12 protein-coding genes are annotated in these 19959 nt (G+C 62.1%); 10 read left to right on the forward strand and 2 right to left on the reverse strand.

Annotated features, from left to right (window positions below; translation table 11 throughout):
• Window positions 1-30 precede the first annotated feature (30 nt).
• Complete coding sequence (locus ASD03_RS17395) at window positions 31-981, reverse strand: LysR substrate-binding domain-containing protein (RefSeq protein WP_082555511.1); 951 nt, start codon at window positions 979-981, stop codon at window positions 31-33.
• A gap of 263 nt (window positions 982-1244) precedes the next feature.
• Between ASD03_RS17395 and ASD03_RS41130 the strand changes: the two genes are divergently transcribed.
• The 10 genes from ASD03_RS41130 to ASD03_RS17445 all read left to right on the forward strand — a co-directional run bounded on the left by ASD03_RS41130 (window position 1245) and on the right by ASD03_RS17445 (window position 19029).
• Complete coding sequence (locus tag ASD03_RS41130) at window positions 1245-7181, forward strand: Ig-like domain-containing protein (protein ID WP_057214501.1); 5937 nt, start codon at window positions 1245-1247, stop codon at window positions 7179-7181.
• Between the two features lie 126 nt (window positions 7182-7307).
• The gene (locus ASD03_RS17405; RefSeq protein ID WP_057214454.1) at window positions 7308-9059 is read left to right on the forward strand and encodes a type I secretion system permease/ATPase; all 1752 of its coding nucleotides are present in this window, start codon (window positions 7308-7310) and stop codon (window positions 9057-9059) included.
• A gap of 2 nt (window positions 9060-9061) precedes the next feature.
• On the forward strand, window positions 9062-10366 hold the full coding sequence (locus ASD03_RS17410) for an HlyD family type I secretion periplasmic adaptor subunit (RefSeq protein WP_057214504.1): 1305 nt from the start codon (window positions 9062-9064) through the stop codon (window positions 10364-10366).
• 457 nt (window positions 10367-10823) lie between these two features.
• On the forward strand, window positions 10824-12386 hold the full coding sequence (locus tag ASD03_RS17415) for an ABC transporter substrate-binding protein (RefSeq protein ID WP_025428827.1): 1563 nt from the start codon (window positions 10824-10826) through the stop codon (window positions 12384-12386).
• Between the two features lie 59 nt (window positions 12387-12445).
• On the forward strand, window positions 12446-13417 hold the full coding sequence (locus ASD03_RS17420) for an ABC transporter permease (protein ID WP_025428826.1): 972 nt from the start codon (window positions 12446-12448) through the stop codon (window positions 13415-13417).
• A gap of 9 nt (window positions 13418-13426) precedes the next feature.
• Complete coding sequence (locus tag ASD03_RS17425) at window positions 13427-14377, forward strand: ABC transporter permease (RefSeq protein ID WP_057214456.1); 951 nt, start codon at window positions 13427-13429, stop codon at window positions 14375-14377.
• Window positions 14378-14380: 3 nt separating this feature from the next.
• Complete coding sequence (locus ASD03_RS17430) at window positions 14381-15574, forward strand: amidohydrolase family protein (protein WP_057214507.1); 1194 nt, start codon at window positions 14381-14383, stop codon at window positions 15572-15574.
• Complete coding sequence (locus ASD03_RS17435; protein WP_057214459.1) at window positions 15571-17061, forward strand: amidohydrolase family protein; 1491 nt, start codon at window positions 15571-15573, stop codon at window positions 17059-17061. The genes ASD03_RS17430 and ASD03_RS17435 overlap by 4 nt, the downstream gene beginning before the upstream one ends.
• On the forward strand, window positions 17054-18040 hold the full coding sequence (locus ASD03_RS17440; protein WP_025428822.1) for an ABC transporter ATP-binding protein: 987 nt from the start codon (window positions 17054-17056) through the stop codon (window positions 18038-18040). Before ASD03_RS17435 ends, ASD03_RS17440 begins: the two co-directional genes overlap by 8 nt.
• Entirely contained in the window at window positions 18037-19029 is a 993-nt protein-coding gene (locus ASD03_RS17445; protein ID WP_038577875.1) for an ABC transporter ATP-binding protein, read from the forward strand. The genes ASD03_RS17440 and ASD03_RS17445 overlap by 4 nt, the downstream gene beginning before the upstream one ends.
• 82 nt (window positions 19030-19111) lie before the next feature.
• Here ASD03_RS17445 and ASD03_RS17450 read toward each other — a convergent pair whose 3' ends face one another.
• Window positions 19112-19846, reverse strand: coding sequence for an aspartate/glutamate racemase family protein (locus ASD03_RS17450; RefSeq protein WP_025428820.1), 735 nt, complete (start codon window positions 19844-19846; stop codon window positions 19112-19114).
• Window positions 19847-19959 lie beyond the last annotated feature (113 nt).

Here is a 19959-nt window from a genome sequence, read left to right on the forward strand (position 1 = left end):
GCCGTTACGTCAACGAACTGAAGCTATAATCTATTGTGTTAGGAACGACGCAGAAATTATTGTTTTTGTTGTCGCTTTCTGCAAAGGCAATGACGTTCTGAACGTGTCGCCCACTTCGGGCAACAGGCGGCTCGCCTCATCGAGGAAGCCGCGGATCAGCGGCAGATGACGGCGCTCCGCCAGGCAGATCGCGTACTCGTCGATGATCTCTCTCGCGTCGTCGATCGGCACGAACGAGAGCCTGTTGTCATGGCCGAATTCGAGATCGGCGACGACGCCACAGCCGACGCCATTGGCGATTGCCTCGCGCACGCCCTCGCGCGAGGAAATCTCGACGATCTGATGGATCGAGATGGAGTGGTCGGCGAGATTCTTCTCGAAGATCTCGCGGGTGCGCGAGCCGCGCTCGCGCATGACGAAGGAGAGACCTTCGAGTTCTTTCATGGTGACGCCGTCGCGCGATGCCAGCGGATGGGATGCCGGCACGCAGAGGCCGAGGCGCATGCTCAGAAAACGGACGCCATGGAGGCGCGGGTCGTCGGGGATCTGCGCGGTGATTGCGACATCGGCGCGATAGTCGATGATCTGGTCGATCACACGGGCGGAATTATCGACGGCTAGGGAGAATGTCAGTTTTGGTCGATCGATCTTCAACCGCGAGAGGATCGGTAGCGCCAGGATGGGGCCGTCGGCGGCAACACGCAGATGACCGCCAGTTGTGCCTGCCTCGCCGCGCAGGAAGGCGTTGGCTTCCTTCTCTGCTTGAAACAGGCGCGAGGTGATTTCGAACAGGCGCTCGCCATGGGCGCTGAGGCTGACGCCGCGCGCCTTTCGATCAAGCAGGTTCTGCCCGCATAATGCCTCCAGTTCCCGCACGTGCTGCGATAGGGTGGACTGGCTGATCGCCATGTCTCGGGCGGCCTGGGAGAAGCCGCCGGACTGGGCGACGATGTGAAACGCTTTCAATTGAGTGATCGACATTGCTTCCGGTTCTGTTGCCTGCGGGCATGGCCTGTTGGATCCGCGCGCGTATCATTGTCGCAAAAGCTGACAGGCACATGACACCGGCGGTGACCGCACCGATCGGTCCACTAAGAGGTGGGCGAAACCGATGGCAGCCATCGGAAAACGCTATGGCCGCTTTACGTTTTGTTAAGCAACTGTCATCTGCGCGGTAAGGGTGGCGGATAACGGTGACGCACGGCCAAGAGCCGATCCCGTTCACCTTTAGAGAGAAAGCCGACATGACTTCCTCCCCCAATTCGCTAGCGACTCCGATCCAATCTTCGTCCGATTGGCTCCTGAATATCCCGCGTGTGCAGGCCCAGCAGGGCATTCTCGTGTCGCCGGGCGGCACCGGCAATGCTTCGTCCTACAGTCTAGTCTATGACGTCTACTTCCCATCGGCTGGCTCCAGCGGCTGGATCCCGTTCCTGCAGACGGACGTCACCAACACGTCTGATGGCGATATCTTCGGCAAGGTTGGCGGCGAGAGCTTCGGCCTCGGCATCAACAGCGACTATCGCGGCGCGGCCAAGCTCGATGCCTGGAACCGAATTGGCCTGACGATCGACAAGGACGCCAGCGGCGGCGTCTCGATGAAGAAATACATCAACGGCGAGTTCGTCGCCGAACAGAAGATGACCGGCACGCTTGCCGCCCGCTTCACCATCGACAAGGCCAAGGGCTTCCTGATCTTCGCCGACGAAGACGGCGAGACGTCTTCCGGCTATCTCAGCAACTTCCTCTTCATCGAAAAGGTTCTGACCGGTACGGAACTGTCGGCGCTCGGCAATGCCAAGCCGGAGGGCATCGTTCCGGATGCGCTGAAGACTGATGCGCTGTCGTCCAACGGCACCGAGTTCCGTTTCGGCGAAGGCTCGACCACGCCGGCCTTCGGCCAGGGTTCCTTGAGCGGCCAAGGCACCACCGTGTCGACGACGACGCCGGCAACGGCCGGCATTCCGGCCGTCGGCCAGGACACGACGCCGAACCCGGGCTCCGTCGTCAAGACCACCGCCATCAAGGACATGATGGTCACGCCGGATGCGGCCGATGTGACGATCGACCTGTCGCAGCATTTCTCCGGTGAAAACCTGACCTTCACCGTCCAGAACAGCAAGGGCGAGGTGCTGAATGCCGTCCTCACCAATGGCAACAAGCTGGTGCTGGACTTCGCAGCGTTCGGTCACTCCGACGTCCGCGTGACGGCAACCGACGCCGCCGGCCATGCGGTCAGCGATGATTTCCGCGTCCGCGTCGCCGGTGCGAATGCCTATACGATCGCCGTCTTCCCGGATACGCAGGACTACACGTCCAACGATGGCATCAAGCACTTCTTCGGCGACATGACGCAGTGGCTGCTGGACAATCGCCAGAGCCACAACATCGTCTTCATGACCCATGTCGGCGACATCACCCAGAACAACCTGTCCGGCCAGTGGGACATCGCCGAAGCTGCCCTTCGCAAGCTCGACGGCAAGATCCCCTACGCCCTGCTTCCGGGCAACCATGACCAGGCCAATGGCGGCAGTGCTGCCGACCACTCGTCGATCTATCTCGACCAGCGTTTCTCGCCGGACAAGCAGGCAGAAACCAGCCCGGGCACCTTTGGCGGCGCCTACGATCAGGAGCTGATGAGCGCCCGCAACACCTACAGCACGTTCACGGCCCCCGATGGCACCAAGTGGCTGTCGATCTCGCTCGAGTTCGGTCCGCGCGACGACGTGATCCGTTGGGCAGGCGACGTCATCGAGGCCCATCCCGATTATCGCGTCATGCTCGCCACCCACTCGCTGACGAGCTATGCCGGCCGCCAGGACAATCTGGCCCTGCCGCTCTACGACGAAGGTGCAGGCTACGACTACGGCATGCGCACCGACCAGCGCGGCGCCAACGACGGCGAATATGTTTCGCGCGAACTGCTCGCCCGCTATCCGAACATCGTCATGACCTTCTCCGGTCACATCTTCGGCGATGGCGCTGAAACCGACATCACCTACAATCAGTACGGCGAGCCGGTCTTCCAGTTCCTGGTCAACTACCAGAATGGTGTGTCGCGCGAGATCACCGGCAACGGCAACGAAGCGAAAGGCAACAATGGCGGCAACGGCGCCATCCGCCTGATCACCATCGATCCCGACAACAACCGCATTTCCACCGAGACCTACTTCACCGGGTTCGACGACTACCTAGACGGCTTCCGCACCAAGCCGGAACTCGATCGCGACGGCCTGACCGGCTACTATCGTGGCCACCAGGAAGTGTTCGAGAACATTGACGTCAGCGGCGGCAATGCACGCGCCATGGCTGAAGCCGGTGACGACATCATCGCTGACGCTTCTGCGGGTGCCTCGTCCGCCAATGTCGCGCTTTCCGGTGCCAAGTCGCTGCTGCCGGCAAGCGTCAAGAGCTGGGTCTGGACCAACGAGAACGGCGACGTGGTGGCTGAAGGCAAGGACGCTAAGGCCGAGCTCGAGCTTGGCAAGCACAAGCTGACGCTGACCACCACCGATTTCAACGGCATCAAGACCAGCGACACCGTTGACGTAATTGTCCGTGGCGATCGCACTCTGTTGGTCGAAACCTTCAACGACGGCAATGCCAACGGCTGGGCAACCGATATCGGTGCGGCCAACGGCAATACCGGAAACTTCCTGTTGAAGGGAACGGTCTTCTCGCGTCCGACCGGAGCAGCCGGCCTTGCAGCACCTGAGGCCGCGCTCTTCGACCAAAGCGATGCCGCCCGCAACAAGCTGGTCTTCGTCGGTGAGGGCTCGTCTACCTGGACGGACTACGTATTCGAAGCGTCGTTGACCCAGCTCGACAACGACGCGATCGGCGTTCTCTTCTACTACAAGGACGCCAACAATCACTACCGCTTCACGCTCGATGGCGAGACCAACCGTCGCCAACTGGTCAAGGTGGCCAACGGCGTCGAGACCATATTGGCATCGGTGAACGAAGGTTCGCCCTACAATATGGAAATCCCGTTGACCGTGGCTGTCACCGGCGGCGCGATCAACATCTTCCTCGGCGACAAGAATGTCTTTGCCGGACCGGTCACTGACGCCAATGCGCCGCTTAGCGGCGGTACCGTCGGCCTTTATTCAAGCGGCCAGCGCGCTTCTGTCTTCGATGATATCGTCGTCACCAAGGCGGACACAACGGCAAAGGCCGGCATCGACCAGCGGACCTACGACATCGACGGCGACGGCAAGGCTTCCGTCAAGCTCGACGCCTCCGGCTCGTTTGGTCCGAAGCAGTTGCTCGACTACGTCTGGACGGACCTCGCCGGCAACGTCATTGCCAATGGCAAGACCGCCAACGTCAATCTCGACACCGGCGTCAACAAACTGCTGCTCAAGGTGACGGCTGTGGACGGTTCGGTCTCGACCGATCGTGTCGATATCACCGTTGTCGACCGCACCAAGATACTCGTTGCCGAAGACTTCTCGTCGCCGCAGTCCCTGTCGCGCTTCAACATCGTCGATGAGGGCGAGCTTGGCGGCATCGGACCTGTTGGAAAGGCATCCGAATGGCTGCTTGCCGACGGAAAGCTGGTGCAGACGACGGGGCTTGCTAGCCGCGAACTGACTTGGAGCGGGGCAACTGCCGCGGATCTGTGGAAGCGTGGTTGGAGCCCGCTTGGCGACGGCGTCAACGTCCTTCGTCTCGGCACCTATGCCTTGTTCAAGGATCCGGTAGCACTTGCTTGGACCGACTATGCGGTTGAGGCAACGATCCAGACGCCTGACAAGGACGGCCTCGGCTTCCTGTTCCGCTACAAGGACAACAAGAACTATTACAAGCTCGAACTCGATGCCGATGGCATCCTCGACCGCAGCCCCGGCAATGGCGCCGGCAGCATCTTCAACCTCGTGCGCATGAAGAACGGGGTCGAGGAAATTCTTGCCCAGGTTCCCGGCAAGTACGAGCCGGGTCAGGCAATGAAGCTGCGCGTCGAAGTCGTCGGCGACAAGATCACCGCCTTCCTCAACGATGAGGCCCTCTTTGCCTATCCGGTCGGCGACCGTGGTCTCGACGCCGGTACCTTCGGCCTCTATTCCTGGGGCAATGCCGGATTATCCTTCGACGATCTCACGGTTGTCGATCTGAAATCGGGCCTTGAAGGCGGCCAGGTGATCAACGGCACCAATACCCGTGACATGCTGGTCGGCGGTGAAGCCGGCGAGACGATTTACGGTCTTGGTGGCAACGACACCCTCATTGGCAACGGCGGCGACGATCGCGTCGATGGCGGCGACGGCGACGATACGCTGATGGGTGGTGCCGGACGTGACGGGCTTGTCGGCGGCAAGGGCAACGATGTGCTGATGGGCGGCGAGGGTGCCGACATTATTGCCGGCGGTCTCGGCGACGACCTGATCGAAGGTGGTGCCGGCAACGACGTGCTGATCGGCGGTGACGGTTCTGATACTTACGTCTACGGACGTGGCGAAGGCTCCGACGAAATCGTCGAAACGGCCGCTGCATCTGCTGATAGCGACGTTCTCGTCCTGCACGACATCGCCCGCGGCGAAGCCGTCCTGCATAAATACGGTGAAGCCGTCGAGGTCGAATTCACCAATGGCGAAAAACTGACCCTCAACGGCCAACTGGCAGGCGGCGGTGTCGAACTCGTTACCTTCGCCGATGGCACGGTCATGAACCGCGCGTCGATCGCCAACAGCCTCGTCAACCGTGGTCCGGTTGCCGCCAGCGACACGCTTGCCCCGATCGATGAGGATGCGCCATCCTTCGTCATCCCGTTTGCGAGCCTGCTCGCCAACGACAGCGATGCCGATCTCGATCAGTTGAAGGTGACGGGCGTCACTTCGGTCGTCGGTGGTACCGCCACCGTCGAGGAGGGTGGCATTCGCTTCACGCCTGCCGCGAACTTCAATGGCGAAGCCTCCTTCCACTATCAGATCTCCGACGGTCGCGGCGGCTCGAGCGAAGCCGGCGCCACCTTCGTCGTCAAGCCGGTCAACGACGCGCCTGTTGCATCGTCGCTGACCATTGAGACGAACGAGGATACGTCGATCAGCGGCACGATCACGGCAACCGATATCGATGGCGATACGCTGAGCTATGCCGTCAAGACGGGCGCTGGGCCCGCCAATGGCAGCGTCGCACTCGATGGCAGAACCGGCGCCTGGACCTACGATCCGAATGCCAATGTCAACGGATCGGACAGCTTCATCGTCGTTGTGTCCGACGGCAAGGGTGGCAGCAGCGAGAGCACCGTCAGTGTGACGATCAAGCCGGTCAATGATGCACCGGTGGCTGTTGCCGATACCGGCGGCGTTGCCGAGAACGAGACCGCCACCTTCGACCTCGTTGCCAACGATACCGATATCGAAGGCGACCGGCTGACGCTCGTCGGTTTTGCGGTCACGGCGGTGACCGGTCTGACACTGACGAATGCTCAGGCTGCTACAGCCTTCTCGATCGTCGATGGCAAGCTCGTCGCCGATCCGTCTTCTGCCTTTATGGCTCTGGAAGACGAGCAGAACGCCATGGTCACCGTCACCTACACCGTGCGTGACGCCCAGGGTGGGGAATCGACCGGCACCGCCTCGATCAAGATCGACGGCTACACCGAGTACAACGTCGTCGAAGGCACCGACGGCAACGACACGCTGGTTGCCACTGACCGCAAGGACATGATCGAGGCCGGCAACGGCAACGACACGGTGCTGGCGGGCGATGGCAACGACATGGTCGATGCCGGGGCAGGCAATGACCGCGTTGTCGCCGGAGACGGCAACGATGTGGTCGAGGGTGGTGCTGGCAACGACGTGCTTATGGGCGGCGCTGGCAATGACGCGCTGAGCGGCAGTGCCGGCAATGACCAGCTCAACGGTGGTACCGGCAATGACACGCTGAACGGCGGCACGGGCAATGACGTGCTGACCGGCGGTGCGGGTGCCGACACCTTCGTCTTCGCCTCCGGCGACGGTCGCGACGTGGTCCTGGACTTCCAGGCGGGTGCACAGGGCGACGACGTGGTCGTGCTTTCGAAGGACATGTTCGCCGACTACCAGGCGCTTCTGTCCTCCGGTGCCTTCACCGATGGTGACGCCGGTGCACAGATCGCGTTCGACGATGGGTCGTCCATCACCTTCAACGGTGTGAAAACGGAAAACTTCGTCATCGACGACTTCCGCTTCGCCTAACCAAAGCGAGGGGCGCGCCATCCGGTGCGCCCCTTTTTCGCGCGGCGTAGGCTTCAATCACTTCAGGCATGTCATCGCCTTGTGTTGCCTGCCTGCTACCGCCGCGATCTCAACGGATCAGGGACCATGCGCGACAGTTCTTCCAACAGAAATTCCAGCCAGTTCAAGGGTGTGTTTGCGGGCTGTGCGAGTGCCTTCGTCGGCATTGGCCTGATGAGTGCCGTCGTCAACGTGCTCTACCTCACCGGATCGCTCTTCATGATGGAGGTCTACGACCGGGTGCTTCCGAGCAGAAGCCTGCCGACGCTTGTTGCGCTTCTCGCCATCGTTGTCGTGCTATACGCGTTTCAGGGCCTGTTCGACGCGCTGCGTGGCCGATTATTGGTGCGCATAGCCGATCGGCTCGACCAGGCGCTTTCACCAAGGATCTACGATGCGATCGTCGGTCTGCAGTTGCAGGTGCCGATCAGCGGTCGCTACGCCCAGCCGTTGCGCGATCTCGATACCATCAGGGCCTTTCTCTCGGGCAGCGGGCCGACCGCGCTCTTCGATCTCCCCTGGCTTCCGTTCTATATCGCCATCTGCTTTGCCTTCCATTTCTGGCTGGGTGTCACGGCACTCGCAGGCGCTGTCATTCTGGCGGCGATTACCCTGTTGACGGAACTCGTTTCGCAGCGGCCGGTCGAGGAGGCTGCGCGCCATTCTTCCAAGCGCAATCGCATGGCCGAGAGCGGCCGCCGCAATGCCGATGTGATCACGGTGATGGGCATGGGCCCGCATCTGAGGCGCCGCTGGCAGGATGAGAACCGCGCGTTTACGCGTGAGCAGCGCCGCGCAAGCGATGTTTCCTCGGGGTTCGGCGTGTTGAGCAAGGTGCTGCGCATGATGCTGCAGTCCGGCATCCTTGCGGTCGGCGCCTGGCTCGTGATTAACGAGCAGGCAACGCCCGGCATTATCATCGCTGGCTCGATCCTGTCCGCCCGGGCACTGGCGCCAGTCGATCTGGCGATCGCCAACTGGAAGGGCTTCATCGGTGCCCGCCAAAGCCGCCGACGCCTGCAAAAGACGCTGGCGCTTTTGCCCGATGCGCCTGATCGCATGGATTTGCCGGCACCGAGCCGTGCACTGTCTGTCGAACGCGTCAGCGCTCTTCCGCCGGAAACGACAGACGTCGTCTTGCAGGATGTCACCTTCACACTGGAGGCTGGCGCGGGGCTCGGCGTCATCGGTGCGAGCGGCTCAGGCAAGAGCTCGCTTGCACGTCTGCTCGTGGGCATCTGGCACCCGGCGCGCGGCGCGATCCGGCTCGATGGCGCCACGCCGGACCAATGGCCGGCCGCAGCGCTTGCCCGCCATATCGGCTACATGCCGCAATCGATCGAGTTGCTCGACGGCACCATCGCCGAGAACATTGCCTCCTTCGACCCCGACGCTGGGTCCGACGACATCATCGCCGCTGCCCGCGCAGCAAGGGTTCACGATCTGATCGTCAGCCTGCCGGAAGGCTATTCCACCGAAGTCGGGGAAAATGGCCGGCCGCTTTCCGCCGGCCAGAAGCAACGCATCGCGCTTGCAAGGGCCCTTTACCGGGATCCCTTCGTCGTCATCCTCGACGAGCCGAATTCAAACCTCGATTCCGAAGGAGAGGAAGCTCTGACGTCGGCGATCCTCGGGATCCGTGAACGCGGCGGCATCGTCATCGTCATTGCCCACCGCCCCAGCGCGCTGCTTGCGGTCGACAAGGTGCTGATGCTTGCCGCGGGCCGCCAGCAGGCTTTCGGCCCGAAGGACGAAGTTCTCTCGAAGGTTCTAAGGCAGACAACCGCCAATCCGGGTGCGCTCAAGGTGGTGCAATCAGCAGAAGCAGCAAAGGCATGAACATGGATGATTGGCAGACACTCAGACGTTCGATCCGCACCCACCTGATCGTCGGCGTGCTCGGATTTGCGACGCTGGTCGGGCTCTTCGGCGGTTGGGCGATCAGTACGGAAATCGTCGGGGCGGTGATCGCTCAAGGATCCGTGGTTGTCGAAAGCAGCCTGAAGAAGGTGCAGCACCCCGTGGGTGGCGTGGTCAGCGAACTCATGGTGCGCGACGGCGACCACGTGAAGGCGGGGGATGTCGTCATGCGCATCGACGCGACGATGACGAAGGCCAATCTGGCGATCATTCTCAAGAGCCTGGACCAGTTCGCCGCCCGCAAGGCGCGGCTGGAGAGCGAGCGCGACCGTTCCGAGCGGGTCGTCTTCCCGCAAACGCTCCTTTCGCGGGCCGAGGATCCTGATGTGGCTGCAATGATGCATGCCGAGCAACGCCTTTACGAAAGCCGCAGGGATGTGCGCGAGAGCAAGAAGCGGCAACTGGAGCGGCGGGTGGAGCAGCTGAACGACGAGATCCGCGGCATGGATGCCGAGCGCACCGCCAGTAGCCGCGAGCGGATCCTGATCAAGGAGGAGCTTGGCCGCTACACCTTCCTGCATGACAAGGGGCTGATGGAGAAAAGCCGCCTCAGCGCACTCGAGCGCCAGGCAACCGATATCGATGGCGAGATGGGCAGGCTGCTGGCCGGCGTCGCCGGCGTGCACGAAAAGATCGCCGAGACATCGCTTCAGATCATTCAGGTCGACGAGCAATGGGCCGAGGAAGTCGGAACCGACCTGCGCGAAATGGATGCCCGCATCGGCGAATATGTCGAGCGCAAGGTTGCAGCCGAAGACCAGCTGAAGCGCGTCGATATCGTCGCGCCACAGAACGGCATCGTGCACCAACTCGCCGTCCATACGGTCGGTGGCGTGGTCGCTCCGGGCGAGCCGATCATGATGATCGTGCCGGATATCGACAAACTCGTCGTGGAGGCCAAGGTCGCGCCGCAGGACATCGACCAGATCTATTCCGGACAGAAGGCGATCCTACGTTTCTCCGCCTTCAGCCAGAAGACGACGCCGGAGATTGTCGGCGCCGTCGAGCGGGTGTCCGCCGACGTGTCGGTCGATCAGCGGACGGGTGCGAGCTTCTACATCGCGCGCATCGCGATCACGCCGGCAGAGATCCAGCGGCTTGGCAATGTCTCGCTGATGCCGGGCATGCCGGTGGAGACGTTCATTACGACCGGCGAACGAAGCGTTGCTTCTTATTTCGTCAAGCCGCTGATGGATCAGGTCAGCCGCGCTTTCCGAGAGAGCTGAGCCAACCGTCGATTCGCAATCCGCCGGCCATTGCTAACGAAAGCAGTCCGTTCCATCCGGTCATCCGACCGTGACGGGGCGGGCTGTTTTGGTGTTCGGGGCGCAATGATGCAGCAACAGCCCGGCAGATTTCTGCCTGCATGCGGCCTGCTAAGATCATGCTGCCGCCGGCTCATTGTGTCTCCCTCAACAGCAATCCACCTTGAAAAGTGGGCTGTTGCCCAGTTTATCACGTCACGATTGCAAGTAGCCGCCGCTTCAAAGTCGCTGAATTCGCACGGTTTTTCTCCGTAAAACCGGAATCGCTAATTCTTGCCAACATAATTGTCGACAAAATAGTTGACATTAGCGCCAACAACTTCAAATCTAGCGCTGTCAGCCATCCAGTGATCGAGGGATCGCGGACCGACCGGGTCGGCACGGCACGGCGACGAATGGCAAAAACAGAGGGAACCACATGAAACTGAGAAAGCATCTCCTTGCGGGGTTGGCATTCGCCTTTCTCGCCTCGACGGCACAGGCCGAAACGCTGCGCTGGGGCAGCCCGCGGGATATCTTCTCGCTCGACCCGTATTCCTACGGCAGCACGTCGAACCTCGCCTTCCTCAATCACGTCTATGAGGGACTGACGCGCTACACGCCAGATTTCGTCGTTGAGCCGGCACTCGCCACCAAGTGGGAGCTGGTCTCCGAAAAGGTTTGGCGTTTCCACCTGCGCAAGGGTGTGAAGTTCCAGAACGGCGCGGATTTCAACGCCGACGACGTGATGGCCTCGATGGCTCGCGTCAGCCACCCGACGTCGCCGCTGCGTGGCAACATTCCTGCCTATGTCTCCACCACGAAGGTGGACGACTACACGGTCGATATCGAGGTGAATTCGCCAAGCCCGCTGTTCCTGAACGACATGACCAACATCTTCATGTTCGACAAGGACTGGCTGATCGAGAACAAGTCCGAATTGCCGACCGATGTCGGCGGCAAGGTCGAGGGTTACACCACCTATCACACCAACGGCACCGGGCCGTTCATCGTTGAGTCGCGCGTGCCTGACAGCAAGACCGTGCTCGTCAAGAATAACGGCTGGTGGGATACCCCGAAGCACAATCTCGACCGCATCGAATTCACCCCGATCACGTCGGCGGCTACTCGCGTCGCGGCCCTCCTGTCGGGCGAGATCGACCTGACCGACGGTGCGCCCGTGCAGGATCTCGACCGGCTGAAGAGCGATCCGAACATCAAGGTCGTCGAGCGCTCCGACCTGCGCACGATCCACCTGGTCTTCAACCGCAAGGACAAGCTCAACGACGGCCGCGAAAACTTCTTCAATGACATCAAGGTCCGCCAGGCGATCGATCATGCAATCGACCGTCAGCTGATCTTCAAGCGCGTCATGCGCGGCAAGTCGCATGTCGCCGGTACCATGGTTGCGCCTGAGATCCCGGGCTACAGCGCCGAACTGGATGTGCCGACCACCTACGATCCGGAACTGTCTAAGAAGCTCCTGGAAGAAGCAGGCGCCGTCGGCACCGAGTTCACGCTCGTCTGCATGAACGACGAAAGCGTCAACGAAGAAGACGTCTGCAGTGCGCTCGTGTCGATGCTGTCGCGTGTCGGGCTCAAGCCGACGCTCGACATTGGTCCGCGCGCCGTGCAGGCGCCGAAGCGCGCCGGCGGCAAGTCCGATGCCTTTATGATCGGCTGGGCCAACGAGCCGACGCTCGATGCCTACTCGATCCTGATCCAGGTGCTTTCGACCCGCGAAGGTGCTGCCGGCGTCGCCAACTATGGCGGCTGGTCCTATCCCGAACTCGACGCCATGGTGAAGAAGGCCGCAGTCGAAATGGATCGCGACAAGCGATTGGCGATCGAGACCGAAGCGCTGAAGTTTGCCAAGGATCAGGTCATCATGATCCCCTTGCATCAGCAGCCGATGGCATGGGCGATGTCGAAGGAAGTGACCGACGTCACCATCCGCGCCGACAACAAGCCGCGCCACTGGCTGACCCGTATCGGCGATTGACCCCACATTGCCCCGGCAGAGCCTGCTCTGTCGGGGTTTCTCATTGAGCGGGAAACCCAATGATTGTCTTTCTGATCAAGCGGCTGGCTAATGCCGTGATGGTCATGCTCGCCGTCGCGCTGATGGCCTTCATGATCTTTCGTTTCGCCGGCGATCCGGTCGAACTGATGGCCAACGAACAGATGTCGCAGGCCGATCGGCTCGAACTGCGCGAAAAGCTCGGGCTGAACGATCCGTTCCTGACCCAGTATGTGCGCTTCGTCGTCAACGCGGCCCAGGGCGATTTCGGCATCAGCTACCGAAACGGTCAGGACGTGATGACGCTGATCGCCGAACGCTTCCCGGCGACCATCGAACTGGCTCTGGTCGCCACCGTCCTGTCGCTGCTGGTCGGCATTCCGCTCGGCGTGCTGACGGCGATCCATCGAGGCCGCTGGTATTCGGAAGGCTTACAATTCGTCAGCATTATCGGCGTTTCCCTGCCGAGCTTTGTCGTTGGCATCCTGCTGATCCTTGTCTTTGCCGTTTCGCTCGGCGTAGTGCCGGCCTTCGGCCGCGGCGACGTCGTCCAGATCGGCTGGTGGAGCACGGGCCTCTTGACCGCATCCGGGCGTGCGTCCCTGCTTCTGCCGTCCTTTGCGCTTGCCCTCTACCAGATCACGCTCGTCATGCGGCTCGTGCGCGCCGAGATGATGGAAGTGCTGCGTTCTGATTTCGTGAAGTTTGCCCGTGCCCGCGGCGTGCCGCGGTGGCGCATCAATTTCCGCCATGCGCTTCGCAACTGTCTGATGCCTGTTGTCACCATGACGGCGATGAACGTCGGCTCGCTGATCGCCTTCGCACTGATCACCGAAACCGTGTTCCAGTGGCCGGGAATGGGCATGCTGTTCATTCAGGCGGTGACCTTCCTCGATATCCCGGTGATGGCAGGCTACCTGTGCATCGTCTCCTTCATCTTCGTCACGCTGAACACGCTTGTCGATATCGCCTATGCGGTCATCGATCCCCGTCTTCGCGATGCCACACGCTGAGGCCGCCCCATGACTGACCAGGCTCAGGAAACAACCTCGACAGCCAAGATCGGCCGGCTCGCGCGCTGGCGTCAGAGCGATCTCTGGTGGTCCTTTACCCGCAGTCCGTCGGCAATCGCCGGCGCGCTGATCCTGCTCGTGCTCATCGCCGCGGCTTTTGCCGCGCCGTTGATCGCGCCGCAGAACCCGTTCGATCCGGCGCAGCTCGATCTCTGGAACTCGGAGCTGCCGCCGATCTGGCAGGCCGATGGCCAATGGCCCTTCATTCTCGGCACCGACACCCAGGGCCGCGACATGCTCTCGGCTATTCTCTACGGCTCGCGCATTTCGATCCTGATCGGGGTCTGCTCGGTGATCTTCTCGCTGACGGTCGGCCTCAGCCTCGGTCTCATCGCCGGCTATTTCGGCGGCATTGTCGACAACATCCTGATGCGCATCGGTGACGTTCTGCTCTCCATTCCGACGATCCTGATCGCCATTCTCGTCAGTGCCGTTGCCCGCCAGATGCTGCCGCCGGAGCTGCGCGACGTCGGATCGGCAGCTGTCCTCGTACTGGCGATCACGCTCAGCGCCTGGGTTCAATATGCCCGTACCGTCCGCGCCCAGACGATCGTCGAGCGCGGCAAGGAATATGTCCAGGCTGCCCGCCTCCTGAAGACGCCGGCGCGGCGGATCATGCTCAACCACATCCTGCCAAACACGCTAACGCCGATCATGGTCGCAGCCACGCTGAACTTCGGCATGGCGATCCTCACGGAAGCGACGCTCTCCTTCCTCGGCATCGGCATGCCACCGAGCCAGCCCAGCCTCGGAACACTCATTCGGCTCGGGAACCAGTTCCTGTTCTCCGGTGTCTGGTGGGTCGTCCTGTTCCCGGTGTTGCAGCTTTGCCTACTTGTCGTCTCAGTCAACCTTCTCGGTGACTGGCTGCGCGACGCACTCAATCCGAAACTGAGGTGAATGATGTCCAATCTTTTGATCCGTAACGTCCGTCCCCACGGCGGGGCGCTGACGGATATCCTGATCCGTAACGGCAAGATCGAAGCGATCGGCCAGAACCTTCAGGCCGATGGCGTGGCGATCGAGGATGGCCGTGGCCACATCGCCATTCCCGGCCTGGTCGAAGCCCATACCCATCTCGACAAGTCCGTCTGGGGCATGCCCTGGCATGAAAACGCCAAGGTCGCGACGCTGCGCGGACGCATCGATTTCGAGCGCGAGAAGCGGCTTGAGATCGGCATCGATCCGCATCGCCAGTCCATGCGCCAGGCGATCATGCTGGCCGCGAACGGCGCCAGCCATATTCGCAGCCATGTCGATATCGACACGACGCACGGCCTGCGCCTGATGGATGGCATCATCGAAACGCGAGAGGCGCTTGACGGCATCATCGACATCGAGATCGTCGCCTTCCCGCAGTCGGGCCTGGTGACCCGCCCGGGCACAACAGAACTTCTCGACCAGGCTCTTAGCAACGGCGCGGAAGTCCTTGGCGGAATTGATCCTTGCGGCATCGACCGTGACCCGAAGGGGCATCTCGATGCCGTCTTCGGCCTTGCGGAAAAACATGGCAAGCCGATCGATATTCATCTGCATGAAGCCGGTGAACTCGGCGCCTTCAGCATGGAGATGATGTTCGAGCGCATTCGCGCGCTTGGCATGCAGGGAAAGGTTGCGATCAGCCACGCCTTTGCGCTCGGCGCTCCGGATTACCTGCGGGTCGCCGGCCTGATCGAGCAGATCGCCGAGCTCGATGTGCGCATCGTCACGACGGGCTCGCCGTCGTCGACGGTACCGTCGATCCTGCGCCTCAAGGAGGCTGGCGTGAAGGTGGCCGCAGGTTGCGATGGCATTCGCGACACCTGGGGCCCGTGGGGCCAGCCGGATATGATGGACCGCGTTCGCATCCTCGGCATGAAGAACGGCCTGCGCCGCGACGTCGACCTGGAGCATGCGCTTCATGTCTGCTCCACCGGTGGCGCTGACGTCATGGACATTGCCGGCTACGGCCTGGAAGTTGGCTGCAATGCCGATTTTACCCTGCTCGTCGGCGAAACGCTTGCCCATGCAGTCGTCGAAGTCGCACCACGTCCGCTGGTCGTCAAGCGCGGCCGTGTCGTTGCCCGTAACGGTGTCGCGGAGGTAGCCATCCCATGATCGACCTCAAGGATTTGAAACTCGGCACGCGTGCCGAAGGCCGCACACTGTTGACGGCGCAATGGGTTCTCGGCCACCGCGACGGCAGTCACCGTCTCATCCCAAACGGCGAAGTGGTCATCGAAGGCGGCAGCCTGCTTTATGTCGGGCAGCACTTCGAGGGCGAGGTCGCACGCATGGTGGATTTCGGCGCGGCGATGATCAGCCCCGGCCTGATCGATCTCGATGCCCTCTCGGATCTCGACACGACGATCCTTTCCATCGACCATCAGCCAGGCTGGGCCAAGGGCCGGGTCTGGCCGCGCTCCTACGTCGAGCGCGGGCCTTATGAAATGTATACGCAGGAGGAACTGGCGTTCCAGAAACGCTTCTCCTTCGCTCAGCTTCTGCTCAACGGGATCACCACCGCGGCACCGATCGCGTCGCTGTTCTATCGCGAGTGGGGCGAAACGGTCGAGGAGTTTGCAGCCGCCTCGGATGCCGCCGGCGATCTCGGCCTGCGCGTCTATCTGAGCCCTGCCTACCGCTCCGGCGGCATGGTGCTGGAGGCGCCGGGACAGCTCGAGGCCGTCTTCGATGAGGCGAGAGGCCTGCAAGGCCTCGACGACGCCATCGGCTTCATCCGCGATCACGATGGCCGTCATGGCGGCCTGGTTCGCGGGCTTCTGGCCCCTGATCGCGTCGAGACCTGCACCGAGGCGCTGCTGAGGAGAACGGCGGATGCCGCGCGCGATCTCGATTGCTCGATCCGGCTGCACGCCGCACAGGGCACGATGGAGGTCGATACGGTCCGTCGTCTTCACGGCAAGACGGCGCCGGAGTGGATGGCGAGCCTCGGCTTCCTGAGTTCGCGGTTGATCGCCCCGCATGCCACGCAGGCAACGGCCAACGATCTCAAGCTCTATGCCGACAACGGCGTCAGCATCGTCCATTGCCCAATGGTCTCGGCACGCGGCGGCAGCACGCTCAACTCCTTCCGCTCGGTCAAGGAACGCGGCATCAACATCGCCATGGGCACCGACACTGCGCCGCCGGACATGCTGATGAACCTTCTGGTCGGCCTCATCACCTGCCGCGTCGTCGAGGGCGACACCGCAGCCGTCAGCTGCGCCGATCTCTTCGACGCCGCCACGCTGGGCGGTGCGAAAGCTCTGGGACGCAGCGATCTCGGGCGGCTCGAAGCAGGCGCCCGGGCTGACATCGCGGTCTTCGACCTGATGGATCATCACATGGCGCCGGCGATCGACCCGATCACGACGCTGGTTGTCGGTGGCTCGGGGCGTGTCACCAAGACAGTCTTCGTCGATGGCCGTCTCTCCATGCACGAAGGCAAGGTCGCCGGCATCGACATGGATGCGGCACGCCGGCAGGCACAAAAGCAGTTTGACGGGCTGATCGCCAAATACCCCGAACGCAGCTGGGCCCATCCACCCGTCAGCGAAATCTTCCCACCCAGCTATCCCTTGGAGGACCTGCGGCATGAGTGAGCTCGTAACTTCGCCGGTTCTCGACGTGCGCGGACTTTGCGTCGAGTTTCCCGGACGGCACGGCACCGTGGCGGCATTGTCCGACGTCTCGCTCAGCATACGGCCGGGCGAGATCCTGGGTGTGGTCGGCGAATCCGGCGCCGGCAAGTCGATGACCGGCCTTGCCGTCCAGGGTCTGCTCGAACCGCCGGGACGGATATCCGGCGGTGAGGTCTGGCTTTCGGGTCGCCGCATCGACCAGCTTTCCGACAGGGAAATGCAGGGCGTGCGCGGCCGACAGATCGGCGCGATCTTCCAGGATCCGCTGACATCGCTCAACCCGCTCTTTACCGTCGGCGCGCAACTGGTCGAGACGATCCGCCTTCACCTGAAGCTGTCGAAGCAGGGTGCCAAGGAACGGGCTATCCACCTCCTGAAGGAAGTGGGTATTCCCGCACCTGAGGCACGTTTCGATCACTATCCGCACCAGTTCTCGGGCGGCATGCGGCAGCGTGTGGTCATTGCGCTTGCGCTTGCGGCGGAGCCGAAGCTGATCATCGCCGACGAACCGACGACGGCGCTGGATGTTTCGATCCAGGCGCAGATCACCTCTCTGCTGCGTCGTCTCTGCGACGACCACGGCACATCCGTGATGCTGGTGACGCACGATATGGGCGTGATTGCCGAGACCGCTGATCGGGTTGCGGTAATGTATGCCGGTCGCCTGGTCGAGATTGGCCCGGTCGAAGAGGTGCTCCGTAATGCGCGCCATCCCTATACGCGCGGGCTGATGGGCTCGATCCCCGCGCTCGGGCGCCGTGTCGAGCGGCTGAACCAGATCGACGGCTCCATGCCGCGCCTGAACGCCATCCCGCGCGGCTGCGCCTTCAATCCACGTTGTCCCGAGGCGGGACCGCGTTGCCGTGAAGATCGTCCGGAGCCGACCCCGGTCGGCCTGGGCGTCAGTGCTTGCTGGCTCAATGCAGGAGGAGTTCTATGAGTGACGCCCTGACCGTCAATGATCTGACGTGCAATTTCGATGTATCGGCCCCCTGGCTGAACCGGGTCCTAGAGCGCAAGCCGCGCCAGTTCGTGCGCGCGGTGGACGACATCAGCTTTTCCGTGCCGATGGGCGGCTGCCTTAGTCTGGTGGGCGAATCCGGCTGCGGCAAGTCGACCGTCGCCCGGCTTGTCACCGGCCTCTATCGCGCCTCGGAGGGTGAGGTTCGTTTTGCGCCGGGTCGCTCCGGCGAGCCCCTTTCCGCCCAGATGATCTTTCAGGATCCTTTCGCCAGCCTCAATCCGCGCTGGCGGGTGAAAAACATCATCGCCGAGCCGCTGCGCGAGCTGAAGCTGCGCAATTCGGAAGCAGAGGTGATGGAGCGCGTCGGCGAATTGCTGCGCATCGTCGGACTTGCGCCTTCTGATGGTTCGAAGTTTCCGCACGAGTTTTCCGGCGGCCAGCGACAGCGCATTTCGATTGCGCGTGCGCTTGCCGGTGAGCCGGAATTCCTTGTCTGCGACGAACCAACCTCGGCACTCGACGTATCGGTACAGGCGCAGATCCTCAATCTGATGCGCAAACTGCAGGATGAGATGGGGCTAACCTATCTCTTCATCAGCCACGACATGAGCGTCGTCCGCCATATGTCGGACCGGATTGCAGTGATGTATCTCGGCCGCATCGTCGAGGAGGCGGACACGGAAACGCTTTTCGCCAATCCGCGCCATCCCTATACGCGGCTGCTGCTGGAAACGATCCCCGATATCGCCGAACCGAAGCGCCAGCGCAGCATCACGGCCAGTGAAGTGCCGAGCCCGCTCAATCCGCCGTCGGGCTGCACTTTTCACCCGCGTTGTCCGCTGGCTGATGCCCGCTGCAAGAGCGAACGTCCGGCAATGAGAAGCTTTGCCGATGGTTCCCGCGCGGCATGCCACCGCGTCGAGGAAGCTGTCGCGTCAATGGCAAAGCCGACGCAGGCAGCCTAGCCCAAGCGTCAGCACAGAATGAAAAAGCTCCGGAGGTAGTTTCCTCCGGAGCTTTTTGTTTTCAGTCAGTTGCAGCTGTTTGTTAAGCTACCGTATCCACAAGGCGGGTGACGGCCGCAGACTTAACCCGCGGATAGTCATAGGCGCCCACCTTGGAGGTGGTATAACCCGCGCCAACCAGTGCTTCGGCGAGCTTGATTGCAGCGGTCACGCCGTCGATCACCGGCATGCCCGTTCTAAGCTTAAGCCGGTCGCACAGTTCCGACATTCCGGCACAGCCGAGAATGATCGCCTCAGCGCCATCCTCATGCTTGGCGCGCAGGATTTCCTGTACGAGCATTTCCTCCGTGTGGGCGAGGTCTTCCTCCAGCGCCAGCACCGGCATATCGACAGAGCGCACCTTGCGACAGCGGTGGCCCGCACCATAGGCGTCGACCAGGTCCTCGATGATCGGCACAGAGCGCGGCAATGTCGTGATGATGGAGAAGCGCGTGGCGATATTCATCGCCACTTGGATGGCGGCCTGGCAAATGCCGATGACCGGTCCGCGGGCGATCTCACGTGCAGCGCCAAGGCCGGGGTCGTCGAAGCAGGCAATGACATAGGCATCGACCCCGCGCGCCTCTCCGGCGCGGATTTCGGCAAGCATCGCCGGCACCGCCATGGCTTCGTCCGCATGGCCCTCGATGCTGGCGGGACTTGTGGTCGGGTTGACGGACTCGACCAGCGTCGGGGCGGCTGCAACCCGCTCAGCGCTGCGGTGCGCCTGTTCGGTCATCGAGGCAGTGGAGTTCGGGTTGACGAGAAGGATGCGCATGGATCAGTTCGTTTTCGTTTTGAGGGCGGCAAAGGACGCGATGTCGGGTGTCCGCATCTCGAACTGACGATCGGAGGTGATGTAGTTGTTTGGCAGTTCGGTGAAGTCAAAGT

It is taken from the genome of Ensifer sp. Root127 (genome assembly GCF_001425225.1).
Taxonomy (GTDB): domain Bacteria; phylum Pseudomonadota; class Alphaproteobacteria; order Rhizobiales; family Rhizobiaceae; genus Ensifer; species Ensifer canadensis.